The sequence below is a fragment of the Gordonia aurantiaca genome (assembly GCF_039939235.1).
Taxonomy (GTDB): domain Bacteria; phylum Actinomycetota; class Actinomycetes; order Mycobacteriales; family Mycobacteriaceae; genus Gordonia.
Window position 1 is genome coordinate 41,911 of sequence record NZ_JBDUUF010000014.1, and the last position, 23,019, is coordinate 64,929.

At 68.8% G+C, this 23,019-nt stretch carries 24 protein-coding genes; 15 read left to right on the forward strand and 9 right to left on the reverse strand.

Annotation, left to right across the window (positions count from 1 at the left end):
* Positions 1-68 precede the first annotated feature (68 nt).
* Positions 69-1,493, reverse strand: a complete 1,425-nt coding sequence (locus ABFT43_RS20740) for an LLM class flavin-dependent oxidoreductase (protein WP_347962168.1) — start codon at positions 1,491-1,493, stop codon at positions 69-71.
* 142 nt (positions 1,494-1,635) lie between these two features.
* On the opposite strand from ABFT43_RS20740, the gene ABFT43_RS20745 reads away from it, so the two are divergent.
* A complete protein-coding gene (locus tag ABFT43_RS20745) occupies positions 1,636-2,016 on the forward strand; it encodes an ArsR/SmtB family transcription factor (protein WP_347962169.1) in 381 nt (126 codons plus the stop codon).
* Between the two features lie 2 nt (positions 2,017-2,018).
* Positions 2,019-2,504 carry an SRPBCC family protein gene (locus tag ABFT43_RS20750; protein WP_347962170.1) on the forward strand — a complete coding sequence of 162 codons (486 nt, stop codon included), beginning with the start codon at positions 2,019-2,021 and terminating at the stop codon, positions 2,502-2,504.
* A gap of 1 nt (position 2,505) precedes the next feature.
* On the opposite strand, the gene ygiD is transcribed toward ABFT43_RS20750, so the two are convergent.
* Positions 2,506-3,345 (reverse strand): 4,5-DOPA-extradiol-dioxygenase, encoded by an 840-nt coding sequence (ygiD, locus tag ABFT43_RS20755; RefSeq protein WP_457590202.1) that lies wholly within the window; start codon positions 3,343-3,345, stop codon positions 2,506-2,508.
* A 221-nt stretch (positions 3,346-3,566) separates the two neighbouring features.
* Here ygiD and ABFT43_RS20760 point away from each other — a divergent pair, with 221 nt between their 5' ends.
* The 6 genes from ABFT43_RS20760 to ABFT43_RS20785 all read left to right on the forward strand — a co-directional run bounded on the left by ABFT43_RS20760 (position 3,567) and on the right by ABFT43_RS20785 (position 9,587).
* Complete coding sequence (locus ABFT43_RS20760) at positions 3,567-4,166, forward strand: DUF1707 SHOCT-like domain-containing protein (protein ID WP_347962172.1); 600 nt, start codon at positions 3,567-3,569, stop codon at positions 4,164-4,166.
* Positions 4,167-4,271: 105 nt separating this feature from the next.
* Complete coding sequence (locus ABFT43_RS20765; RefSeq protein WP_457590203.1) at positions 4,272-5,093, forward strand: ABC transporter permease; 822 nt, start codon at positions 4,272-4,274, stop codon at positions 5,091-5,093.
* Between the two features lie 67 nt (positions 5,094-5,160).
* Positions 5,161-5,919: an ABC transporter ATP-binding protein gene (locus tag ABFT43_RS20770; RefSeq protein WP_457590204.1), complete on the forward strand. Its 759-nt coding sequence runs from the start codon at positions 5,161-5,163 to the stop codon at positions 5,917-5,919.
* A gap of 40 nt (positions 5,920-5,959) precedes the next feature.
* Positions 5,960-7,039, forward strand: coding sequence for an ABC transporter substrate-binding protein (locus tag ABFT43_RS20775; protein WP_347962174.1), 1,080 nt, complete (start codon positions 5,960-5,962; stop codon positions 7,037-7,039).
* 35 nt (positions 7,040-7,074) lie between these two features.
* Complete coding sequence (locus ABFT43_RS20780) at positions 7,075-8,169, forward strand: LLM class flavin-dependent oxidoreductase (protein WP_347962175.1); 1,095 nt, start codon at positions 7,075-7,077, stop codon at positions 8,167-8,169.
* Positions 8,170-8,345: 176 nt separating this feature from the next.
* Positions 8,346-9,587: a cation:proton antiporter gene (locus ABFT43_RS20785; protein WP_347962198.1), complete on the forward strand. Its 1,242-nt coding sequence runs from the start codon at positions 8,346-8,348 to the stop codon at positions 9,585-9,587.
* Here ABFT43_RS20785 and ABFT43_RS20790 read toward each other — a convergent pair.
* The 3 genes from ABFT43_RS20790 to ABFT43_RS20800 form a co-directional block, all read right to left on the reverse strand.
* Positions 9,541-10,587: a PHP domain-containing protein gene (locus tag ABFT43_RS20790; protein ID WP_347962176.1), complete on the reverse strand. Its 1,047-nt coding sequence runs from the start codon at positions 10,585-10,587 to the stop codon at positions 9,541-9,543. The two genes, ABFT43_RS20785 and ABFT43_RS20790, sit on opposite strands and share 47 nt — an antisense overlap.
* Before the next feature lie 128 nt (positions 10,588-10,715).
* Positions 10,716-11,063, reverse strand: a complete 348-nt coding sequence (locus tag ABFT43_RS20795; protein WP_347962177.1) for a histone-like nucleoid-structuring protein Lsr2 — start codon at positions 11,061-11,063, stop codon at positions 10,716-10,718.
* Between the two features lie 190 nt (positions 11,064-11,253).
* Positions 11,254-12,168 carry a hypothetical protein gene (locus tag ABFT43_RS20800; RefSeq protein WP_457590201.1) on the reverse strand — a complete coding sequence of 305 codons (915 nt, stop codon included), beginning with the start codon at positions 12,166-12,168 and terminating at the stop codon, positions 11,254-11,256.
* A 1-nt stretch (position 12,169) separates the two neighbouring features.
* On the opposite strand from ABFT43_RS20800, the gene trhO reads away from it, so the two are divergent.
* From trhO to ABFT43_RS20830, 6 genes are all read left to right on the forward strand, one after another.
* A complete protein-coding gene (gene trhO / locus ABFT43_RS20805; protein WP_347962179.1) occupies positions 12,170-13,015 on the forward strand; it encodes an oxygen-dependent tRNA uridine(34) hydroxylase TrhO in 846 nt (281 codons plus the stop codon).
* Entirely contained in the window at positions 13,003-14,064 is a 1,062-nt protein-coding gene (locus ABFT43_RS20810; protein WP_347962180.1) for a CobW family GTP-binding protein, read from the forward strand. The genes trhO and ABFT43_RS20810 overlap by 13 nt, the downstream gene beginning before the upstream one ends.
* A 244-nt stretch (positions 14,065-14,308) precedes the next feature.
* Positions 14,309-15,334 carry an N-acetylmuramoyl-L-alanine amidase gene (locus ABFT43_RS20815; RefSeq protein WP_347962199.1) on the forward strand — a complete coding sequence of 342 codons (1,026 nt, stop codon included), beginning with the start codon at positions 14,309-14,311 and terminating at the stop codon, positions 15,332-15,334.
* A gap of 33 nt (positions 15,335-15,367) precedes the next feature.
* Positions 15,368-16,291 (forward strand): SDR family oxidoreductase, encoded by a 924-nt coding sequence (locus ABFT43_RS20820; protein ID WP_347962181.1) that lies wholly within the window; start codon positions 15,368-15,370, stop codon positions 16,289-16,291.
* Positions 16,288-17,070: a fructosamine kinase family protein gene (locus tag ABFT43_RS20825; protein ID WP_347962182.1), complete on the forward strand. Its 783-nt coding sequence runs from the start codon at positions 16,288-16,290 to the stop codon at positions 17,068-17,070. The genes ABFT43_RS20820 and ABFT43_RS20825 overlap by 4 nt, the downstream gene beginning before the upstream one ends.
* A gap of 65 nt (positions 17,071-17,135) precedes the next feature.
* Complete coding sequence (locus ABFT43_RS20830; protein WP_347962183.1) at positions 17,136-17,744, forward strand: nucleosidase; 609 nt, start codon at positions 17,136-17,138, stop codon at positions 17,742-17,744.
* Between the two features lie 148 nt (positions 17,745-17,892).
* On the opposite strand, the gene ABFT43_RS20835 is transcribed toward ABFT43_RS20830, so the two are convergent.
* From ABFT43_RS20835 to ABFT43_RS20850, 4 genes are all read right to left on the reverse strand, one after another.
* Positions 17,893-18,900 carry a DUF6542 domain-containing protein gene (locus tag ABFT43_RS20835; RefSeq protein WP_347962184.1) on the reverse strand — a complete coding sequence of 336 codons (1,008 nt, stop codon included), beginning with the start codon at positions 18,898-18,900 and terminating at the stop codon, positions 17,893-17,895.
* A 4-nt stretch (positions 18,901-18,904) separates the two neighbouring features.
* A complete protein-coding gene (locus ABFT43_RS20840; RefSeq protein WP_347962185.1) occupies positions 18,905-20,131 on the reverse strand; it encodes a DNA recombination protein RmuC in 1,227 nt (408 codons plus the stop codon).
* Between the two features lie 67 nt (positions 20,132-20,198).
* Positions 20,199-20,909 carry a methylated-DNA--[protein]-cysteine S-methyltransferase gene (locus ABFT43_RS20845; RefSeq protein WP_347962186.1) on the reverse strand — a complete coding sequence of 237 codons (711 nt, stop codon included), beginning with the start codon at positions 20,907-20,909 and terminating at the stop codon, positions 20,199-20,201.
* Between the two features lie 138 nt (positions 20,910-21,047).
* Positions 21,048-22,553 carry an AlkA N-terminal domain-containing protein gene (locus ABFT43_RS20850; protein ID WP_347962187.1) on the reverse strand — a complete coding sequence of 502 codons (1,506 nt, stop codon included), beginning with the start codon at positions 22,551-22,553 and terminating at the stop codon, positions 21,048-21,050.
* A gap of 105 nt (positions 22,554-22,658) precedes the next feature.
* Between ABFT43_RS20850 and ABFT43_RS20855 the strand changes: the two genes are divergently transcribed.
* A complete protein-coding gene (locus ABFT43_RS20855; protein WP_347962188.1) occupies positions 22,659-22,991 on the forward strand; it encodes a hypothetical protein in 333 nt (110 codons plus the stop codon).
* The last annotated feature ends 28 nt before the right edge of the window (positions 22,992-23,019 follow it).

Sequence of the window (23,019 nt, forward strand, 5' to 3'; positions counted from 1 at the left end):
GGCGGATCACCGCGAAGGTGACCCGCCCCGTTCGTGTTCGGCGCCGCGGTCGGCAGGTCGGACGTCGATCAGACGGCGACCGGCGAGGCCGCCTCGCGGACGTCGGCGGGCAGATCCTCCTCGGCGCTGCCGAGGCCGAGGTGCCCGCGCAGCGTCGAACCCTCGTACTGCGTGCGAAAGAGGCCGCGGCGCTGTAGTTCGGGCACCACATAGTCGACGAAATCGTTGAAGGTGCCGGGGGTCTGGGCGCTGGACACGATGAACCCGTCGGCCTCTCCGTTGGCGAACGACTCCTCGATCTGGTCGGCCACATCGGAGGCGGTGCCCACGAACTGCGGCAGCAGCACGCCTTGCGCGTACAGCTTTCCGATGTCGCGCAGGGTCAGGTTGTCCCGCTGCGAGAGGCGACGCGCGACGTCGAACAGACCCCGGGTGCCGGTGACCTGGACATCCTCGACCGGCGCGTCGAGGTCGTAGACCGAGAAGTCGTGGTCGGTGTGGACCGACAAGGTGATCAGGCCGGAGATCGGGTCGGCGAGCTCGTTGTGGAACGCCTGCTTCTCGCGTGCGATCGACTCGGTCTCGCCGATGAACGGGATGAACGACGGGAACACCTTGACGTGGTCGGGATTCCGGCCGTGGTTCGAGGCCCGCGACTTCACGTCGTCGTAGTAGGCGCGCCGCCCCTCGGGAGTCGGATCGATCTCGAAGATCGCCTCCGCCCAGCGGGCCGCGAATTCCTTCCCGGTCTCGGATGATCCGGTCTGGATGAGCACCGGGCGATGCTGCGGCGACCGCGGTTGGTTCAGCGGTCCGCGGGTGCGGTAGGTGGGGCCGTCGTGGTCGACCGGACGGATCCTCGACGGGTCGGCCCAGACACCCGACTTCTTGTTTGCGATGACCGCGTCGGCATCCCAGCTCGACCACAGCTTCACCGCGGCGTGCACGAATTCCTCTGCGCGCGCGTACCGTTCCTCGTGCTCGACGTGCTCGTCGAAACCGAAGTTCTGTGCCTCGGCCTGCGACAGCGACGTGACGATGTTCCACGCGACGCGGCCGCGCGTGAGGTGATCGAGCGTGCCGAAGATGCGGGCGAGTTCGTACGGATGAAAGTACGTCGCCGACTTCGTCACGGCGATACCGAGCTTCGTGGTCACCGCCGCGATACCGGCCGCGACGAGACTCGGGTCCAGGGTGGCCGCGGCCTGGGTTCCCCGTCGGAGCGGCTCGGACTGGTCACCGCCGAAACGCACCGGAGCGGCGAGCAGGTCGGCGAAGAACGCGAAGTCGAATTTGCCGCGCTCGAGGATGCGACCGACGCGGTGGTAGTGATCGGGGCCGAAGTAGTCGGTCTCCGAACCCGGATGACGCCAGGCGGCGTGGGAGTGGGTGACGGGGGAGGCGATCAGGAAGCCGCCGAGATGAAGCTGACGAGGCGTGGAGTTCCTTCGGGTCTGGTCGAGAACCGCGTGGGGCCCATCGGCCGGAGTCACTACGCGGAGTACCTGTGACCAGTGAAGATCCTCGGCGTGGAGGAGGCCAGGATTGCCGTCAGCATGAACCGAAGAGGGCACGTCTGGCCGCGGAACGGAAGTTGCCACTTGACATACAACCAGTTGGTTGTATGTTAAAGGTGTGTCCGGAACCACTGGCACCGTGCCAGACGACGAGGACAGGGCCGATGCCCTGTTCCACGCCCTGGCGGACCGTACGCGGCGCGACATCCTGCGCCGGGTGCTCGCCGGTGAACATTCCGTATCGGTGCTGGCCGCGAAATACGACATGAGCTTCGCGGCAGTGCAGAAGCACGTCGCCGTGCTGGAGAAGGCGGGGCTGCTGACCAAACGTCGGCAGGGTCGCGAACAACTGGCCAGCGGTGATGTGTCCGCGGTGCGTTCGGTGGCATCGATGCTCGCCGAACTCGAACAGGTGTGGCGAGGTCGTATCGCCCGCATCGACGAACTCCTGGCAACAGAACAGATCGAATCCGAACAGCCCGTCTCAGAGGGGGACTGATCATGCCCGTCACCGATGTCAAGACCGACGTCGACGCCCGAACGCTCACCATCACCGCCCGCTTCGCGGCGCCGGTGGAACGCGTGTGGCAGGTCTACGCAGACCCGCGTCGGCTCGAAAAGATCTGGGGTCCTCCGGGTTTCCCCGCCACCTTCGTCGACCACGAATTGCGTCCGGGCGGCCGGGTCACCTACTACATGACCTCACCGGAAGGGGAGAAGTTCGCCGGCCTGTGGCACGTCGAGACCGTCGACGAGCCGTACGGGTTCACGTTCCGCGACCTGTTCGCCGACGAGGACTTCAACGAGATCCCGGACATGCCCGAATCGCGGTGTGTCTACTCCTTCACCGCCGACGGCGACGGGACCATCGCGACCTACGTCTCCACCTATGACTCCGCCGAGGCGCTCCAGAAGGTTCTCGAGATGGGTGTCATCGAGGGCGCAAGCGCGGCGATCAACCAGATCGACGATCTGCTCGCGACCTGACTCACAGATTCGTCTCCGTCGGCGGCAGGTCCTCGGGCAGTTCGGCGGCGCCGTCGCCGCCGAACTGCAAGGCCCCGAGATCGAGTCCCTGCGTGTAGGCCGCCATCGAGATGGAGCCCGCGGCATGGCCGTCGACGAGCAGGTCGAGCGGCGACTCCGCCGCCATTCCGGCGATGTACAGCAGCGGAAGGTAGTGGTCGGGGGTCGGCACCGCCAGGTCGAAATCCGGATGGGCGTCGAGACGCAGGATGTCGGCGGGGTTGTCCTGTAGCGCCTCGCGTGCCGCCTCGTCGAACCGTTGGGCCCAGTCGTATCCGAAATCGGCCTTCGAGAAGTCCACGGCGCGCAGATTGTGGACGATGTTGCCGCTGCCGATGACCAGCACGCCCTGTTCCCGCAGCGCGGCCAGCCTGCGGCCCAGTTCGAAGTGGTGCTCGAAGTCCTCGAAGGCGTTGAGCGACAACTGCAGAACGGGGATCGACGCGTCGGGGAAGGTGTGGACCAGGATCGACCACGTGCCGTGATCGATGCCCCAGCTGTCGACGTCGTGGCCGCACCAGATCGGTTCGACCACGTCGCAGACCATGTCGGCGACCTCCGGGTCACCCGGCGCCGGGTACTGCACGTCGAACAACTCCTGCGGGAAGCCGTAGAAGTCGTGGATGGTCCGCGGTCGCGGCATCGCGGTGACCGCGGTGGCGTTGGTGTACCAGTGCGCGGAGATCACGAGGATGGCCCGCGGCCTGGGCACCGCCCGGCCCAGGGCGCGCCACGCCTCGGTGTAGCGGTTGCGTTCGAGCGCGTTCATCGGGTTGCCGTGTCCGATGAACGCCACCGGCATCGTCGCCTGCGAAGTGGTCATGGAGCCTCTCCGTCGATCGCTGATTCCCGTTCACGGAGGACGGTACGCCGTGAACCCGCCGGATTCCCCACGTTCTGCACGCCGTGGTCGACGACGGCGGCACCCGGTGTTCGCCGGCATCGGCGCGCCCCCGCCCCGGCCACGCACCGCCGGTGCCGCGGGACTGGATACCCGCTCGACCAGGTGCCTAGGGTGGGGACATGGTCGACCGCCACACCGACGACGACCTGAGGGTCGGGCACCCCGAGCGCGAGCGTGCGATCGCGCTGCTCAACGACGCGTTCAGCTCCGGCTACCTGGAGATCGCCGAGTTCGAGGACCGGTCCGGGCTCGTGTACACGGCGAAGACCCGCCGCGACCTCCGCGAGGTGCTCCGGGACCTGCCGAACGCGGCTCTCCTCTTCCCCGACCCGCCCGCGCAGGCGTCGGCGCCGGCGCCGGCGCCGGTGGCCTACGAGCCACTCCACCTCGACGCCGAGTGGGACGAGGTTCGGCGCAAGGGGTCGTGGTACGTGCCGCCGTCGATCCTGGCGACCGCGTCGGTCGGCACCATCGACCTCGACTTCACGATGGCGAGATTCGCCGGTCCGTCGACACTGCTCCAGCTGCAGGTGTCGGTGTCCACGGTGAAACTGCGCCTCGGCCCCGACCAGGAGGTCCGGTACCAGGACCTGCACCTCTCCGGCTGGTCGCGGGTGAAAGACAAGGCGGGACCGCCCGATCGGCCGGGTGGGCCGGTCATCGAGATCATCGGCTCGGCCTCGGGCACGAGCGCGGTGATCATCCGCCGTACCCGATGACCCGCAGTCGGACGGACTTCGACCCAGGGTGAATCCAAGGGTGTCGCCGACCACCCCGCGGTTCGTAGCGTCGGGCGCGTGTCCGACCAGTCCACCAACCTCCCCGTGTCCGGAGTCGCCTCGTCCGACGAATCCGCTTCGGCGGATTCGGGATCCGTTCGTGCGAAGGCGGGTGGGAGTCGTCTGCACTCCGTGCTGCGCGCACTCTCACCCGTCGCGGTGCTCGTGCTGTGGCAGCTCGGCAGCGCCTTCGGCATCATCCCGCAGGACCGGCTGCCGGCACCGTCGCTCATCGCCGAGGCGGGCTGGGAAGTGTTGTCCAACGGCCAGCTCCTCGACGCCATTGCGGCGTCGGCGCAGCGCGTCGCGATCGGCCTGGCCATCGGTGTCGCCGTCGGTGTCGGGCTCGGTCTGCTCGTCGGCCTGAGTCGCTACGCCGACTCGATCGTCGACCCCAACATGCAGGCGATCCGTGCGCTCCCGTTGTTCGGCCTCATCCCGCTGTTCATCCTGTGGTTCGGGATCGGCGAGACGCCCAAGGTGCTGCTCGTCGCGCTGGGCGCCCTCTTCCCCCTGTACCTCAACACCTCGGCGGCGATCCGGCAGATCGATCCGAAGCTCATGGAAACCGCTCGGGTGCTGGGATTCTCGCGACTCGCCACCATACGGGAGCTGATCGTCCCGGGCGCGATGCCGCAGATCCTCGTCGGCCTGCGTCAGGCCCTGGCGATCGCCTGGCTCAGCCTCATCGTCGCCGAGCAGATCGCGGCCACGTCGGGCCTCGGTTACCTGATCAACAACGCTCGCGACTTCCTGCGCACCGACATCATCTTCTTCGGCCTGATCGTCTATGCCGCACTGGGTTTGATCACCGATGCGATCGTCCGGGCGCTCGAGCGTCACACCACCCGCTACCAGAACCGCTGACCACATGTCCGCCCGATCGAGCACGGAAGGCCAGACCATGACCGCCATCGCAACCCGCGACCTCGAGATCCCCACGACCGCCGCCGCGAACCCCGCCGCCGCGCCGCGCTACGCCGCCGAAATGGAACACGCCGGACTCAGTTACGGCGACAACGTGGTCCTGCGCGACGTCACCCTGCGGGTCGGCGCCCACGAGATCGTCGCGCTGATCGGGCGCAGCGGCAGCGGTAAGTCCACGCTGCTGCGCCTGTTGGCCGGGCTCTCGCATACCGAGTCGGGCAGCGTGCGCACCGCGGGACATCCGGCGGTGTCGTTCCAGGAACCGCGCCTGTTCCCGTGGCGCACCGTGTTGCAGAACGTCGCATACGGACTGGTCCGTGAGAAGGTGAGCAAGGCCCAGACCCGAGAACGCGCGCGACGCACACTCGACGAGGTCGGACTCACCGACAAGGTCGGGGCCTGGCCCGCACAGTTGTCTGGCGGTCAGGCGCAACGGGTTTCGTTGGCGCGGGCACTCGTCGCCCGGCCGCGGCTCCTCCTTCTCGACGAACCGTTCGGCGCACTCGACGCGCTCACACGCCGCACCATGCACGAGCTCCTCATCACCCTCTGGCGCGACAACGGTTTCGGCGCTCTCCTCGTCACCCACGACGTCGACGAGGCGCTACGCCTGGCCGACCGCGTCGTCGTGCTCGCCGACGGGCGCATCGTGGCGGACATCGCCGTCCCCAACCCGCGTGCCGGGATCGGCGATGTCGACCCCGAGATCCCACGTCTGCGAGCCGAACTCCTCACCGCGCTCGGTGTCACCGACTCCGCGCACTGATCATGCCCACACCCTCGACACACCCATCGAAAGAGCCCTGATGACGAACACCGATGTTCTCGCACGCCCACATCGACGCCGATCCCGTCGCATCCGGGCGGTCGCCGCCGCGCTGGCCGCCGCCGCACTGACGTCCGGTCTGGCGGGGTGTGTCCAGCGCGACGACGCCTCCGACGCGATCGCGAACGAGACCGTCGAGGTGAGCTCGCTCTCCGGTCTCACGTTGCGCGTCGGAGACCAGAAGGGCGGCACGGAGGCCCTTCTCCGCGCCTCCGGTGAGCTCGAGAAGCTGCCGTTCGACGTCGAGTTCTCCACCTTCACCTCCGGACCTCCGCAGATCGAGGCGGCCACCGCCGGCAAGATCGACTTCGCCGTCACCGGCAACACCCCGCCGATCTTCGGCGCGGCGTCGAACGCGAAGGTCAAGGTGGTGGCCGGGTACTCCAACAACGCGAGCGGCGACGCGATCCTGATCCCCGGCGACGCGGACCTCGAGTCCGTCGCCGACCTGAAGGGCAAGAAGGTCGCCGTCGCCAAGGGCAGCTCGGCCCACGGCCACCTGCTTCTGCAGCTCGGGAGGGCCGGCCTGACGCTCGGACCGGGCAAGGACGTCGAGCCGGTGTTCCTGCAGCCCGCGGACGCGTTGTCCGCCTTCACCTCCGGCAACGTGGACGCGTGGGCGATCTGGGACCCGTACACCGCGATCGTGCAGCTCGAGAACAAGCCGAAGACCCTGGTGACCGCCGAGGGCGTGTCCAACGGCTACGGCTTCGGCATCGCCTCCGACCAGGCCCTTGCCGACCCGCGCCGCAACACCGCGGTCCGCGAACTCGTCATCGGCATCGCCCGCGCCGCCGCCTGGGCCAAGGCCAACCCCGACGAATGGGCGCAGAAGTACTCCGCCGAGGTCGGGATCGACCCGGAGGCCGGAAGGGTCGCCCAGGGTCGCAGCCTGCGTCCGGCGATCGAGCTCACCGACCCCGTCGTCGACTCCCAGCAACAACTCGCCGACGCATTCGCGAAATCCGGTCAGATCCAGGGCGAGCCGACCTTCGCCGACTTCGTCGACACCCGTTACAACGGGGCGCTCGGGGAGTACTTGGGGCAGCCCGCCTCGTGACCGCCCGACCGCCGAAAGCCGAAGGGATCGAGACCATGAGCCACTTCCACTGGTTCCTGCCCACCGCGGGCGACAGCCGCGGGATCGTCGGGGCGTCGCACGCCTCGGCCACCAAGCGCCACCCGCCGGGTTACCGCGCGCCCGATCTGCCGTACCTCCTCGACGTCGCCCGCGCCGCGGACCGGCTGGGATACGAAAGCGTGCTGACACCGACCGGGACCTGGTGCGAGGACGCGTGGCTCACCACTGCCGCGGCCATCACCCACACCCGACAGCTGACATTCCTCGTCGCGTTCCGGCCCGGACTCATCTCGCCGACGCTGGCCGCCCAGCAGGCGGCGACCCTGCAGCGGTTCTCCGGCGGACGCGTCGCGGTGAACATCGTGACCGGCGGCGACGAGGTGGAGCAGCGGCGCTTCGGCGACTGGGTGGACCACGATCGCCGGTACGAGCGCACCGCCGAGTTCCTCCAGATCATCGACCGCCTGTGGAAGGGGGAGACGGTCGACTTCGACGGCGAGTTCTACAAGATCGCCGGCGCCTTCCTCGCCGACCCGCCCGAGAAGCGTCCGCGGATCTTCTTCGGCGGCTCTTCGGATCCCGCGTTGACCGTCGCTGCCGAGGGCGCCGAGGTGTACCTGACCTGGGGCGAGCCGCCGGCGGTGGCGGGAGAGAAGATCGCCGAGGTCGCCCGGCGCGCCGGCGAGGTGGGACGGACCCTCGAATACGGTGTGCGCCTGCACGTCATCGCCCGGGAGACCGCCGAGGAGGCGTGGCGGGTCGCCGACTCGTTGCTCGCGGGCATCACCGACGACGAGATCGAGAGCGCATTCGCGTTGCACTCCCGATCGGACTCGATCGGCCAGCGCCGGATGGCCGGACTGCATGGGGGTCGGCGCGACGCGCTGGAGATCCATCCGGGACTGTGGGCCGGTGTCGGCCTGATCCGCGGGGGAGCGGGTACCGCGCTCGTCGGCAGCTACGCCGACGTCGCCTCGCTCATCGGCGAATACGAAGCGCAGGGGTTCTCGCACTTCATCCTCTCGGGCTACCCGCACATCGAGGAGGCGTACTGGTTCGCCGAGGGGGTGCTGCCGGTCCTCCGCGATCGGGTCGGCGCCCCGGCCTGACGGAGTCCCGGCCGGTGGGGGTTGCGGCTTGACGGGGTCCCGGCCGGTGGGGGTTGCGGCCTGACGGGGTCCCGGCCGCCCGGAACTGCGGCCCGACGGGGTCCCGGCCGGCCCGACACCCGACCCGTCGGCTGTGACCATTCCCGGGGAACCCCTGTCATGCCAGGATGTTTCCCATGTTCCTCGCCGAGGCCGGCACGACCGCCACATCGATGATCGAGTCGCTGTTCTGGGTCGCCGCCATCGCCGTCGTCTCCCCGCTGCTGTCGCGGCTGTCACGCGGGTACATCCCGGATGCGGTGCTGCTCCTCGTGTTCGGGATCGTGGTGGGCCCGCACGCGCTGGATTGGGCCGAGCGCGACGGCCTGGACATGCTCAGCCAGCTGGGACTGGGCATGCTGTTCCTGCTGGCCGGCTACGAACTCGACCCGAAACTGCTGGGCGGCAGGACCGGCCGCGTCGCGCAGCTGTCCTGGCTGACCGGTCTGCTCATCGCCTGGGGAGCGGTGGCCGCGGCGGCCGCCACCGCTGTCCTCGGGTTCAGCCGGGAGGGCTTCACCGCGCACATCGCCATCGCGATCGCCCTCACGTCCACGGCTTTGGGCACGCTCCTTCCCATCCTCAAACAGGCGGGGCTGGACCGCAGCACGCTGGGCCGGGCCGTGATGGCGCATGGCGCGGTGGGCGAGCTCGGGCCGGTCCTGGCGATGTCGTTGCTGCTCACCAGCCGTGGTCTGGGCGGTGCCATCATCGTGCTGGCGTTGTTCCTCGTCGCGGCCGCGCTCATCGCGGTCGCACCCGGTCAGATCCGGGCCCGCGTCCCGGGCCTCGCCTCCGCCGTCACCCAGATGTCCGGCGGGACGGTGCAGTTGCCGGTGCGAGTGGTGATACTCCTGCTCGTATCGCTGATGACGGTCGCCGCGGTCTTCGACCTCGACGTCGTCCTCGGTTCCTTCGCGGCCGGCCTCATCCTGCGCCGGCTCATCGGCCCGGAACATCAGGAGATCGGCAAATCGCTCGAGGTCATCGGTTTCGGCGTGCTCATCCCGATCTTCTTCGTCACCTCGGGCATGAACATCGATGTCTCGGCGGTCGCGAACATGCCCGGGGCCTGGGTGATCCTGGTGGCGGCGATCGCGATCGCGCGCGGGCTGCCGGTGTGGTTGGGCGCCCGCTTCGTCGACGACGGTCACTTTCTGCGGCATCCGAGGGAGCGGACTCAGCTGGCGCTGTTCGCCGCGACCGGCCTGCCCATCATCGTCGCCGTCACCGAGGTCGCCGTCTCGTCCGATCTGATGTCCGAATCCCTGGCGTCGACCCTGGTGGCGGCCGGCGCGACGACGGTCCTGCTGTTCCCGCTGGTCGCCCGGCTCATCGGGAAAGCCAGTCCAGCAGCCGATCCGCCGACCAGGTCGTGACGATCCGGTCGGGATCGATGCCGTGCTCGACGGCGCGTCGGGCGCCGAGCACCTTGAACTCGAGCTGGCCGGGCGCGTGCGCATCCGAGTCGATGGCGAAGAGGCAGCCCGCGTCGATCGCGAGGCGGATCAGATCGTCGGGCGGGTCGACTCGTTCGGGGCGTGAATTGATCTCGACGGCGGTGTCGGTGGCGGCACACGCCTCGAACACGGCCCGGGCGTCGAATGTCGAGGGCGGCCGGTGCCCGCGTCCGGTGAGGACGCGTCGGCCGGTGCAGTGTCCGAGGACGTGCACGCGCGGGTCCGACACCGCGGTGACGAGCCGCTCGGTCATGGGGGAGTGGGCCATCCGCAGGTTCGAGTGCACCGACGCGGTCACCACGTCGAGCCGAGAGATCAACTCGTCGGTCTGATCGAGCGCGCCGTCGTCGAGGATGTCGATCTCGATGCCACGCAGCAACCGAAAACCGTTGGTGTGATCGGTATTCCACGCGTCGATCTCCTCGATCTGAGTGGCGAGGCGGTCGGCGCTGAGTCCGTTGGCGACCGTCAGGCGTGGTGAGTGGTCGGTGATCGCCAGCCATTCGTGCCCGAAAGCCTGTGCCGCTGCTGCCATTTCGCCGAGAGGTGCGCCGCCGTCGCTCCAGTCGGTGTGTGCATGGAGATCTCCGACGACGGACGCGACGAGTTCGCCTGCGTCCTCGGCCGGATAGGGCGGATCGTCGTCCTGGAGGCGCGTGAGGTAGTCGGGCAGTTCGCCGTCGACCGCCTGGGACACCACGGTGGCGGTGGTCTTGCCGATTCCCTTCACGGAGGTGAGGGTGCCGGCGGCGGCCTTCGCACGCAGGTCGTCGGGGCGGAGCCGGGACGCGGCCTGGGCGGCGCGTCGGAATGCCTCCACGCGGTAGGTGCTCTCACGACGCTGTTCGAGCAGCCAGGAGATTCGGGTGAGGGCCTCCACCGGGTCGACCGGTGCGGCCAGCGGAGCAAGGGGCCTCATGTGAATGTCCCGACCCGTCGTGGTTTCGACAGTTCGCCCTGTGGAACACGCCACAAACGCCTGCCGCCCGGCGCGACGAGCGCGTCCGGGCGGCAGGAAGACAGTGGCGTGAACGGCACCGAAACGAGTCAGTGCGCGGCTTCGAAGGCCTCGATGATGCTCTGCGGGATGCGGCCGCGGTCGCTCAGCTCGTAGCCCTCTCGGATGGCCCATTCGCGGATGGCCTTGGTGGTCTCCTTGTTGCGGCCGCCGCCGGACGAGGTGGTCGCCGTCGCCGCCGAACGCTTGGTCGTACGGCCCACCTGACGCGAGACCTCGAGGTACTTCTGCAGCGAATCACGGAATTGCTGGGCATGCTTGGCCGAGGTGTCGAACTCGTAATTCTTGCCGTCGAGTGACCAACGAACGGTTTCGTACTGGTCGAGCACCTTGCCGTCGAGATCATCGATGACCTGAACGATTTCCTTCTTAGCCATGAAACGCTTTCCCCTCGATTTGTGTCATGTCGACCAACACGGTTGTGCAAGGACTATTAAACCTTATCCGCCCCGTATTGATCCATTTTTCGGTACACAGCCTAGACCCAAAGTGTGAGCTGTCGCTGAGAACCCCCGACTAGACCATAAAGTATTCAAAACGATCAGGGAAGCCGTGACGCGCGAATTCTCAGCGAGTTGGCTCTGTACTGCCACTGGATGACCCTCTCGGGCGTGTCGTGTCCCGGTTCGGAGTCCCGGGTGTCCGCCCCGTGGGCGTGATGGTCGTCGCACTTCTGGACGATTCATCGGTTTCATCATCCGATACCGGTACGAGATCCTCGGGTGCTCGATCTGCGGCGTAGATGGTCCGGTAACCGTTCTCGGTCACCGAGAAACCGGATTTCGAACGGGATTCGAGGCAGAACAGGCCAACCGTCTCGACCAGGCAGGAGAATCGAGAAACCGAAATCGTATGCCCGAAGTCGACAATTGATGACCTATAGAGAACCGGATACCGATTGGCGCATGCGCCGCGCTGAGGACCGTCCGAGGTGAGGATTACGTAATCGGGCCTCCAGTCGCAAGCGCCCGACGTGTCGGCGGGGCGGCTGCGTTGTGTCGTGGGCCCGGCATCCGCGCCGTTGTTGATTCGGCAGGCCAGCGCCCCGGTGCCGCTGGTGCCGGTCGAGCAATTGACCGAACGGTCAGGCGTGGAGAAATGGAAGCCGGAGGAGTCCTGTATCGGCGAATCCGGACTCACCGAGCCCTGGTGAAAGCGGGAGTTGTCAACACGGGGAGCCAACGCGACGACGCGGCCGATGGTCCAATCCGGGAGATTGTCCGCCCGGTCCTCACGTGTGGTGGTCGTCGTCGACGCGGACTCCACTTCGGTGATCGTGGACAACTCGTCGGTGGGTGGAATGACGATTCGCGACGGGGTGGTGTCGGTCGGCAACGAACACCCCGCGACGGTGAGGAGCGTGGCGGTCGCCACAGTCGCCAGTCCACCCCCGACGATTCGTCCGAAATGCGCAGGTCGGCGGAAGTCGGAGAAGCGGGGGAGGTGTACGGGAGCCCTCCGACGATTTCCGTACCCTTGCATTGTGTCGACCCCCAAGATCGTTCTGTTCTACGTCTTCGTCCCGCTTCCCGATCCGGAAGCCATTCGATTGTGGCAGCAGTCGGTGTGCGAGTCGCTCGGTCTGCGGGGCAGGATCATCGTGTCACGGCACGGGATCAACGGCACCGTCGGCGGCGACATCAAGGACGTGAAACGCTACGTCAGGGCGACGAAGTCGTATCCCGGCTTCGCGGGCGCGGACATCAAATGGTCCGACGGAACCGGCGACGATTTCCCTCGACTCAGCGTCCGGGTCCGTCCCGAAATCGTCACGTTCGGGGTCCCCGACGAGATCGAGGTCGACGAGAACGGCGTGGTCGGCGGCGGCGAGCGGCTGGCCCCCGAGGACGTCCACCGGCTCGTCGCCGAACGCGGGGACGAGGTCGTGTTCTTCGACGGCCGTAACGAGATCGAGGCGCAGGTCGGCCGCTTCGAGGGGGCGGTGGTCACCAAGGCGCGGACCACGCGCGACTTCGTCCCGCTGATCGAGAGCGGTGCCTACGACCACCTCAAGGACCGTCCCGTCGTCACCTACTGCACCGGGGGCGTGCGGTGCGAGGTGCTGACCTCCGTGATGCGCAAGCGCGGGTTCGGCGAGGTGTATCAGCTCGACGGCGGCATCGTCCGATACGGAGAGCGGTTCGGCGACAAGGGGCTGTGGAAGGGTTCGCTGTTCGTCTTCGACAACCGGATGACCATGAAATTCTCCGACGAGGCCGAGGACATCGGGACCTGCGTCGAATGCGGTGCGCCGACCGGCAACGTGGCGAACCACCCCGACCGGGAGGGCCGAGACCTCGCCGTGATCTGCCCGGCATGCCTGGGCTGAATGCATCCCGCAGGACGCGGTCGCCGGTTCCGGTGATCGTCGTCGCGGGCTTCCTGGGGTCGGGCAAGACCACCCTGCTCAACCATCTGCTGCGCACCGCCGGCGCATCCGGAAATCGCCTCGGTGTGCTGGTCAACGACTTCGGCGCGGTCAACATCGACGCCCTGCTGGTGTCGGCCCAGGCCGACGGGACGGTCGGCCTCGGCAACGGCTGCATGTGCTGCACCGTCGACGCCGACGGCCTCGAAGACGCTCTGCTCTCGCTGGTGCGGCCGAGCGCCGGCATCGACGCGATCGTCATCGAGGCCAGTGGGATCGCCGAACCGAAGGCGCTCATCCGCATGGTGACCGCGGTCGCGGACCCGCGCCTGCGTTACGGCGGGCTCGTCTACGTCGTCGACGCCGCGAACATCGATCGCGTCCGCGCCGAGCACCCGGAGATCGACGCGCACATCGCGATCGCCGACCTGATCCTGGTCAACAAGGTCGACCTCATCTCCGCAGAGGACCGCCGCGGAGTCGAAGAGCTCGTGGCGCATCTGAACCCCACCGCCGCGCGGGTGCCGACCGAGGAGGCGCGGATCGATCCGGGGCTGCTCTTCGATGTCGACGAGGCGGCGCCGGACGAGCCCCGCAGCGGGCAGCTCACCCTCGACGAGTTGTTGCTCGAGGCCGCGGGACACGACCATCACGACCACCTGCACGCCGGCTACGAGTCGGTGTCGTTCAGCAGCGGCGAACCGCTCGACCCGCGTCGGCTCGCCCGGTTCCTCGAGCGCCCGCCCGCCGGGTGCTTTCGCATCAAGGGGGTCGTCCACTTCGACGTGCCGCGGTACCGGCAGAAGTTCATCGTGCACGGTGTCGGCGGTTTCCTGCGCATCGCGCGCGAGCCCTGGGACGGGGCGAGGCCGTCGACCGAACTCGTCGCGATCGGACGCGGGATGGACCGCGAGGACGTGCTCGCGGAGCTCTGGGAGGCCGTCGCACGGGCCGACGACCCCGAGGACCCCAACGGCATCCTGAGCGTCCTGCGGCACGTGCCGGAGTGAGGCTGCGCTCGGCCGGGGGGGTGGTGCAGAATCGGGACAAACGTGGCGCACATCACACGACACGCCGACCTGCATGTCACATCTGGCTAACGAAATCCCGTTGTGCCTGGTCGATCATTTCGCAAACTCCATAACTCCTGTTTCACTGTTAAGTCTGTGACCAGTGTGACCAATGGTGTCTAACGGGAGGAGAAAGGTGACCGGTTTCCACCGATTCGGCGGAGATCGACGCCTTGAAACGCGGATGTTCCAGAACGTGATGAAGAAGCGCATGATGACGACTGCTCTCGCCGCGGCGGCGGTGGCGTCGACCGTGGTGGCGTCGAACCTGACCGTGGCGCCCGCGCAGGCCGAGCCTGCCCGCGGAACCGCGCTGGCCGGGAAGACGATCTTCCTCGACCCGGGTCACCAGGGGAGCTCCGCCGGACACAACCTGTCCGAGCAGGTGCCCGACGGCCGGGGCGGCAAGAAGGACTGCCAGACCAGCGGTGCGACCGGCGTCAACGGCGCCAAGGAGCACACGATCAACTGGCAGATCAGCCAGCTGGTGAAGGCCGGCCTGGAGAGCCAGGGCGCCCGCGTCGTGCTGAGCCGCAATGACGACACCGGCTGGGGCGGCTGCGTCGACGAGCGTGCCGCCGCCGCGAGCCGATCCGGCGCCTCGGTCGCGGTCAGCCTGCACGCCGACTCGACCACCCGGGGTGCGGACGCCTCCAAGAAGGGCTTCCACATGATCGTGCCGTCGCTGCCGATCCCGGACGCCACCGTCAACCGCGTCCAGTCCGGGGAAGGGCGCAAGGCGTCGACGATCATGCGCGACGCGTTCGTCGCCGCCGGGTTCCCGCCGGCCAACTACGCGGGCGTGCAGAACGGCATCCAGACCCGGTCCGACATCGCCGCGGTCAACCTGACCAAGGTCCCGGCCGTCTTCATCGAGATGGGCAACCTGTCGAATCCGGCCGAGGCCGCCGCACTGTCCGGGCGTGACGGCCAGCTCAAGTACGCGCTCGCCATCACCGACGGAATCCTCAAGTACGTCAACGGCAATGCCGCCGCCGGCACCGGGCCCGCACCCGCGCAGCCGCAGTTCGACGACGCGAGCGGTCTGTCGTCGGTGATCCCGTTCGTCCAGCAGCTGCTGTCCACCGAGGACTCCGAGGCCGTCCTGCAGCTCCTCTCGACCCAGGGGCAGGACGTGTCGGCGGAGGTCCTCAAGGCGATGTTGACGATTCTGTACGGACTCTTCGACGGGAAGCTGCCGATCGGCTGAGCCGGGACGTCCCGGGCGGCTAACCTCGGGCACATGGGTCTTCGAGATCTCCTGGTGATGGACACGCCGGTTCCCTCGCTGCGCGGACGCAAGGTGTTGATCACCGGCGCCGCCAGCGGTATCGGCAAGGCGACGGCCGAGGCGGCCGCGGCGGAGGGGGCCGAGCTCGTCCTCACCGACCTGCACGCCGATCAGCTCGACCGGGTCGTCGCCGACGTCAAACGCGCCGGCGGCACGGTGCTCTATCACGTCGCCGGCGACGTCTCCGACTACGAGTGGGTGCGCAACTTCGCCCGTCAGGTCGACGCCGAGGTCGGCGTGATGGACGTGGTGATGAACATCGCCGGGATCTCCGCCTGGGGCACGGTCGAGAACCTCGAGCACCGGCACTGGAAGTCGATGGTCGACGTCAACCTGATGGGTCCGATTCACATCATCGAATGCTTTGTGCCGCAGATGGTCCGGCGCGGACAGGGCGGACACCTCGTCAACGTGTCCTCGGCCGCGGGGTTGCTCGCGCTGCCGTGGCATGCCGCGTACAGCGCGAGCAAGTTCGGGTTGCGCGGGGTCTCCGAGGTGCTGCGATTCGACCTGCGCCGCCACCACATCGGGGTGTCGCTGGTGTGCCCCGGCGGGGTCAACACGCCGCTGGTCGACACCGTCGAGATCGTCGGGGTCAACCGCGAGGATCCGCGGGTCAAGGCCGCCATCAACGGGTTCCACAAGGTCGCGGTGTCTCCGGAGAAGGCGGCCGCGGCGATCCTCAAGGGAGTTCGCAAGAATCGCTTCATGGTCTACACGTCCTTCGACATCCGCTTCGGATACTGGTGGGCGCGGAAGTTCGCCCTGCCCTACGAGATCGTGATGCGGGTGGCCAACGACCGATTCGATCGACTCGCACGCGTGAGCGGTCCAGCACTCGAGGCGCGCGCCCGCGACGAGCATCCGGCGCAGTGAGCCGGGTCTTCCGGAAGACGCTGCGCGACAGCGGCCCACCGGGCGGTCACCCCGACTTCTTCGCGGCCGAGGCCGCGGGTCTGCGCTGGCTCGCCGCCGCGGGAGCGCCCGTGGTGAAGGTGCTGCGCGTCGGCGTCGACGCCATCGAACTGGAACTGCTCGACTCCGCACGCCCCGACAGACGTGCGGCACGCGAGTTCGGTGCGGCGCTGGCACGTACGCACGACGCCGGTGCGCCCGGGTTCGGGTCACCGCCTGAGGGATTCCACGGCCAGCTGTTCATCGGTCGCCGCACGCTCAGTTCCGTCGAATACGACACCTGGGGCGAGTTCTACGCCCGGGAACGTGTCGAGCCGTACCTGCAGCCCGCACTCGACGCCGGGTATCTGACGTCCACCGACCTCGATGTCGTCGTGGAGGCGTGCGAGCTCATCTCGAGTGGCGTCTTCGACGACGACGAACCGGCGGCCCGGATCCACGGCGACCTGTGGAACGGCAACGTGCAGTGGACGTCGAACGGAGCGGTGATGATCGACCCGGCCGCACATGGCGGTCACCGGGAGACCGACCTCGCGATGCTCGCCCTCTTCGGGTGCCCGCTGCTCGGCGACATCATCGCCGGATACGAGGATGTGCACCCTCTGAAGCCGGGTTGGCAAGACCGGGTCGAGGTGCACCAACTGCATCCGCTCGCGGTGCACGCCGCCGGTCACGGGCCGAGCTACGGCACCGCGCTGGGTCGCGCGGCCCGCACGACGCTCGCGCTCACCCGCGGGTGAGGCCGGGCGCAGGCACACCCGAGCGCTCGCGATCCTGACAGCGGTTCGGCCTCTGGTGCTCATGCATGGTCGACGCAAGCGATAATCAGCCGGTGTCCGGTGACGAACTGCTGCCCGAGAATGTCCTGATCGTGTCCGCGACGCGCGCCGAGGCGCGCCACCTGCCCAAGGAGTCGCGGTTGCTGATCACCGGTATCGGGAAGGTGCGCGCCTCGATCGAGCTGACCCGCGAGCTGGTCTCCGGAGCCCCCGTCCGCCAGGTGATCAACATCGGCACGGCCGGGGCGCTGCGCGACGAGATCGTCGGCGACGGCCGCGACCTGTTCGTGCCGTCGGCCGTCCTCGAGCACGACATCAGCAGCGCGGAGTTGCGCGCGATGGGCTATGAGATGACCGACCGCTGGGAGCTGCCCGACGGTGACGGCACGGTCTTGGCCTCGGGCGATACCTTTGTCGCCGACCCGCTGCGTCGGTCCGAGCTGGCCCGGCACGCCGACCTCGTCGACATGGAGGGCTGCGCCGTCGCGCATGTGAGCGCACGGTTCGGGCTGCCGTGCCGGCTGGTCAAGGCGGTCACCGACAACGCCGACGAGGGTGCGATGGAGTGGCCCGACCTGGTCGACGCCGCGGCCCGCAAGCTCGCCGAGTGGGTCGAGACGAACGTCTACAGCTGACCCGCAGACACCCGGGCCCGCGGAATCCCTGCCACAAACCCGAAATCGCTACTTCGCGCCAGAATCGTGAGCTGGAACTCGCGAATACGGGAGCGATGAAGCGATTTGGAAGCAGCGACTCTGGGAGGCCCGTCGGGGCACATGCTCGCTACGAGCGGGTATCGGCGATGTCGGTGCTCGACTCGTAGGTCGGGAACGACGACGGTTCCGGGGATGCACCCCTGGCCGCGCCGGCCTCCGGGGCATCGGACGGCGTCAGCTCGGGAGCGGCGAGATCGGCAACCGTGGGCCGTGCCGCCGCAGGGCGTTGTGCACCGCCTCGGTCGGCTGTCGACGGACGGTCGGCCGGGTTCGTCGGGTGCGGGCGTTCTGCGGTCGCGGTGCGGGCCGATGCCGTCGGCCGTTCCGGGGCCCCACCGGTGCGCGGCGGGCGGATCCGCTCCGTGGCGCCGGCGCCGGTCGCCTTCGCGGTCGCCGAGCGACTCGGCTTCGACGCGGATTTGGGGGACTGGGCGGACTTGAGCGACTGGGCGGACTTGGGCGACTGGGCGCTCTTCGACGACGGTGCGGCGCCGCTGCGGGGTCGACGAGCCACGGTTCCGCGATCACCGGCGTCGGGGGCGACCTTGTCGGTGCGATCGCGCGAGGTGCGCTCACGGGTCGGACGGGCGGCCCGGTTCGAGCCGGTCTTGGTGGACCGAGGCGAAGTGCGCGCGGCGGGGTCCCGGGTGAGGTACCAGCGCGCAAGCACCAGGACCAGCGTGACCACGAAGACCGTCGCCATCCACGGGAAGTCGGCCGCGATCGGCAGCAGGACCTTGAAGATCAGGCTCTTCAGCCCCGATGACGCCTGTTCGGAGTTGAGCCCGTACAGCGTGGCGATGCTGACGAAGAACGCGATGAGCGGTGGCTGCGCGGCGGCGGTGAACAGTGCGCGACGGCGAACCGCGAGCGCGGCGAGCACGCATCCCACGAGATAGCAGAACTTGTAGATCCCGCCGAGCGAGTCGTTGCTGCCGGCGTCGATCGCCGCGCCGAGGGCCGTGATCCCGGTTGCCAGGAGGACAGCGCCCCACCACGGCACACCGCGGACCGCGGGCAGCACGGACTGTTGGTCCAGCGGCACCGCGGTCTGAAGACGTTGCGGGGAAGACACATGGTCACGGTACCGGTTCATCCGTCGAAAACGCTCCACCGCCGGACCGTGGCGTGGACGCGCCGACCGCTGTTGTCGCAGGTGCACCCGCGGAACCCGCCGAGCGGCAGGTGTCATGGATCACGCGTGGCAGGTCGGGCTCGCCCACCTCGCCGAGCGCGTCGAGCTCGGCGAGGCGTCGGGCGGTGACGCCCAGGCGGCTCTCCACCGAACCGATCGTCGAGTTGTAGGCGTCGACCGTACGCTGCAGCGAGCTGCCCAGGGTCCCGAGGTGCCCCAGCACCGCCGACAGGCGCTGATGCAGCTCGACGCCGAGCGCGTGGATGGTCGCGGCCTCACGTGCCATGGCGTCGTGACGCCAGCCGAGGGCGACGGTGCGCAGCAGCGCGATGAGCGTCGACGGGGTCGCGACCACCACGTTCCGGGCGAAACCGTATTCCAGGACATCCGGGTCGGTCCGGACCGCGGCCTCGAGCACCGCATCGGCCGGCAGGAACAGCACGACCATCTCCGGGGTGTTCTCGAACGCCGACCAGTACGCCTTCGCCGACAACCGCGCGATGTGCGCCCGGAGGGCCCGCGCATGCTCGCCCAACAGTCGGTCACGTGCCGCGGGCTCGGTCGCCTCCGCCGACCGCAGGTAGGCGTCGAGCGGGACCTTGGCGTCGACGACGATGTCGCGGCCACCCGCGAGATGGACGACGAGGTCGGGGCGGACCGTGCCACCCGACACCCTGTCCGTCTTCGAGACCTGGGTACTGAAGTCGCAGTGCTTGGTCATCCCGGCGAGCTCGACGACCCGTTCGAGCTGCACCTCGCCCCACCGTCCGCGGGCATGCGAGCTGTGCAGGGCGTTGGCGAGCTGTCGGGTCTGTTCGTTGAGTGCGGCGGACGCGGCGTGGATGCCGCGCACCTGCTCGGTCAGCCCGGCGTAGGCGCCGATGCGGTTGGTCTCGACCCGGCGCAACTCCTCGGCGAGTTGCGTCAGCGTCGAACGCAGCGGCTCGACGATGTGCTGAACCTGGTTGCCGATCGCCGTCGACTGACGGCGCGCGGCGTCCTCGGTGGCCCATGACAGCGTCGACGCGACCTCGTTGCGGCCTTCCCGCAGCATCTCGACCTCGGCCCGGGCGGCGGCCACCACCGCGGAACTGCGCGCGGCGTGTGCCCACCACCCGAGAGCGATGCCGAGCACGACGCCGAAGACGAGGGACAAGGCTGCTGCGATCATGGACCCGATCCTGTCGGAGGGCACCGACAAAACCGTCTGACCGGCGGGTCCACGGGCGTCGGGTGGTTCAGTCCCGGGGCGCCTCGAAATCGAGCAGCCACTTCTTGGTCTCGAGGCCGTAGCGGAACCCGCCGAGCGAGCCGTTGCTCCGCCTGACCCGATGGCACGGCACGAACAGTGCGGCTGCGTTGCGGGCGCAGGCCGCTGCGGCGGCGCGGACCGCGGCCGGTTCTCCGGCGAGCTCGGCGAACCGCGCGTAGGTCACCGGCCTGCCCGGTTCGACGGTGCGCAGCGCGTCCCATGCCCGGCCGAGGAAAGTGCCGCCGGAACGCTGGAGGACCGGGATGCGCGACGGGGCCTCGAGATCGCCGGCGTAATAGGCGGTCACCGCGTCGGTGAGGTCGTCGAGTTCGTCCGACTCCTCGAGCGTCGGCGGCCGTAGTGACCGGTGGATCAGCGCGGCGAGCTGGGCGGGATCGTCGGACCAGCCGGACGCGAGGACGCGGCCGTCGGCGTCGGCGATCACGGTGAACGGTCCGTTCGGTGTGGTGACCGTGGTGAATCGGCCGATCGCGGGCACGGCGTCCGGTGCCGGGGTGCTGGGCTCCACGGCTTCGGGGACCTTCGTCGAGGGCCCGTTGCCGGCGGACCCCGGGGCAGCGGACCCCGGGGCAGCGGACTCCGGGCCGTCGGACAGCGGGGTGTCGGACAGCGGGGTGTCGGACAGCGGGGTGTCGGGTGCCGAGGAGTCGGTGACGGTGGTGGACGGTGCGGACATGTCGCTCCTGGGTTCGCGGTCTGGATGGGGGTTCGGGGTCTGGAGGGGGGGTCGGGGTGGGGGGCGGTCGCAAATCGGTGGTCGCGTCGTGGACCACGCGGTCGTCAGGTCACGGTGCTCGTCAGGTCATATGGCGCGTCATACGTTCTCGCCGGCGGCATCGAGAGCGTGCCGCCAGAGGTGCATCGTGGCGTAGGAGCGCCACGGTGCCCAGCGTTGTGTGTCGCCGAGGTCGAGTCCGAGCCCGGCCGCGGCCCTGCCGACGACGAGGTCGCCGCCGAGGAACACGTCCGGATCGCCGGTCACCCGCATGGTGACGATGTCGGCGGTCCAGGGGCCGATGCCGGGCAACTCGAGCAGCTGCGCACGTAGATCTGACGCATCGACCCCCGCATGTGGTTCCACCCGGTTCTCGGCGAGCGCCTCCGCGACCCGCAGCACCGCATCGATCCGGCGTCGCGGACCACGGAGGACCTCGTGTCCGCGGTCGGCGATGACGGCCGCGGTCGGGAAGGCCACCGCCGGCCCGCCGGACGGGGCGTCCGGCAACGGTTCGCCGAGTTCGGCGACGAGCCGGTCGATGTGATGCCGGGCCGCGGCGAGGCTGACCTGCTGGCCGAGCATGGTGCGGATGATCGTCTCCTCGGCGTCGAGGCTGCCCGGCACGCGCAGCCCGGGACTTCTCCGGATCAATTGCGCCAGAGCCGAATCCGAGGTGAGTGCCCCCTCGGCCGCCTGAATGTCGGCATCGAGGTCGAGCAACCGCCGGACCCGGTTGACCGCGGTACCGAGATCGCGCATGTCGATGTGCGACAGCACGACCGTCGCGTGGTCGTCGTCCGGTTCGATCTCCGCGACCGCGGTGCCGTGCGGCAGGCGCAGGACGCGTCGGTACCGCCAACCCGATCGTGCGTCCGCATCGTCGACGAGGGCCTCGACGCCGGCCACGGCGTGCGCGGACAGGAACCAGCGCATCCACTCCCAGCGGTACGGCCGCCGGAACGGAAGGCGCAGGCCGACCGTCCCGGGCGCGGTCGCGTTGCCGCGGTGGGGAAGTCGCCGAAGTTGCGTCGGGGTGAGGCCGAAGACCTCGCGAATGGTGTCGTTGAACTGACGCACGCTGGCGAAACCCGCCGCGAACGCGACCTCGGACATCGGCATCGACGTGCACTGGATGAGCACCCGCGCGTTGGTCGCCCGATGTGCGCGGGCCAGGGCGAGAGGGCCTGCGCCGAGTTGTTCGGTGAGGACCCGGTTCAGGTGCCGCGGCGAATACCGCAGCCGCGCGGCAAGTCCCACGACACCCTCGCGCTCGACGACGCCATCTGCGATCAGCCGCATCGCCCGGGAGGCGACATCGGCGTTGATGTTCCACAACGGCGAGCCGGGTACGGCGTCGGGAGCGCAGCGTCGACAGGCGCGGTACCCCTGTTGCTGGGCGGCGGCCGCGGTCAGCACGAAGGCGACGTTCTGTGGCTTCGGGGTCTGCGCGGGACATGACGGGCGGCAGTAGATCCCGGTGGTGCGCACCGTCACGAAGAACTGACCGTCGAACCGCGCATCCCTCGCCTGCAGGGCGCGGTAGCAGCGGTCGAAGTCCGGTGCCGATGCGGCGGCGGCCGGTGCGGTGCTCGTGGTGGTCACGACACCACTGTGTCATTCGCGGCGCTCACGGTCTGGCGGAAATCGGACGCGACATCTCGGCCGAAAGTTGTGATCTGGCTAACAGTGCTGTGGCACGATGTCGCCATGTCAACACGGTTCGATGGCCGGCGGGGGAGTCGGCACGACGACCTGCCCCTCTCCTCGATGCCCGGTTGGGCACTGGAGATGATGATGGGCCTGTACGGTCCGGAGACGATCAGGCATGCACTCGCGGAAGAGGCCGAACGGGGAGTCGCGCCTGTTCCGTGGGATCGCGGACGCGTCGGGGAACCCGAGCGGCGCCGCCCCGGCGGGATGCCGGAGGCCGAGAAGTGCGGTCGCGACGACGTCCCGGTCGCGTTCAACCAGTTCGACGCCGAACTCGAGGCGATGAACTCGCTGGTCCGGTTCCTGGGGCGCAAACTACGCCGCAGGTGACATCGGTGTCGCCTCACCGGCGCCGACG

Coding starts and splice junctions, on each gene's coding strand:
- ABFT43_RS20780 (WP_347962175.1), top strand. CDS start 7,075: ATGAGCCACTTCCACTGGTTCCTGCCCACCGCGGGCGACAGCCGCGGG.
- ABFT43_RS20795 (WP_347962177.1), bottom strand. CDS start 11,063: ATGGCTAAGAAGGAAATCGTTCAGGTCATCGATGATCTCGACGGCAAG.
- ABFT43_RS20760 (WP_347962172.1), top strand. CDS start 3,567: ATGGTCGACCGCCACACCGACGACGACCTGAGGGTCGGGCACCCCGAG.
- ABFT43_RS20750 (WP_347962170.1), top strand. CDS start 2,019: ATGCCCGTCACCGATGTCAAGACCGACGTCGACGCCCGAACGCTCACC.
- ABFT43_RS20845 (WP_347962186.1), bottom strand. CDS start 20,909: ATGTCCGCACCGTCCACCACCGTCACCGACTCCTCGGCACCCGACACC.
- ABFT43_RS20775 (WP_347962174.1), top strand. CDS start 5,960: ATGACGAACACCGATGTTCTCGCACGCCCACATCGACGCCGATCCCGT.
- ABFT43_RS20810 (WP_347962180.1), top strand. CDS start 13,003: ATGCCTGGGCTGAATGCATCCCGCAGGACGCGGTCGCCGGTTCCGGTG.
- ABFT43_RS20820 (WP_347962181.1), top strand. CDS start 15,368: ATGGGTCTTCGAGATCTCCTGGTGATGGACACGCCGGTTCCCTCGCTG.
- ABFT43_RS20800 (WP_457590201.1), bottom strand. CDS start 12,168: ATGCAAGGGTACGGAAATCGTCGGAGGGCTCCCGTACACCTCCCCCGC.
- ABFT43_RS20815 (WP_347962199.1), top strand. CDS start 14,309: ATGTTCCAGAACGTGATGAAGAAGCGCATGATGACGACTGCTCTCGCC.
- ABFT43_RS20855 (WP_347962188.1), top strand. CDS start 22,659: ATGTCAACACGGTTCGATGGCCGGCGGGGGAGTCGGCACGACGACCTG.
- ABFT43_RS20790 (WP_347962176.1), bottom strand. CDS start 10,587: ATGAGGCCCCTTGCTCCGCTGGCCGCACCGGTCGACCCGGTGGAGGCC.
- ygiD (WP_457590202.1), bottom strand. CDS start 3,345: ATGCCGGTGGCGTTCATCGGACACGGCAACCCGATGAACGCGCTCGAA.
- ABFT43_RS20785 (WP_347962198.1), top strand. CDS start 8,346: ATGTTCCTCGCCGAGGCCGGCACGACCGCCACATCGATGATCGAGTCG.
- ABFT43_RS20830 (WP_347962183.1), top strand. CDS start 17,136: ATGGTCGACGCAAGCGATAATCAGCCGGTGTCCGGTGACGAACTGCTG.
- ABFT43_RS20840 (WP_347962185.1), bottom strand. CDS start 20,131: ATGATCGCAGCAGCCTTGTCCCTCGTCTTCGGCGTCGTGCTCGGCATC.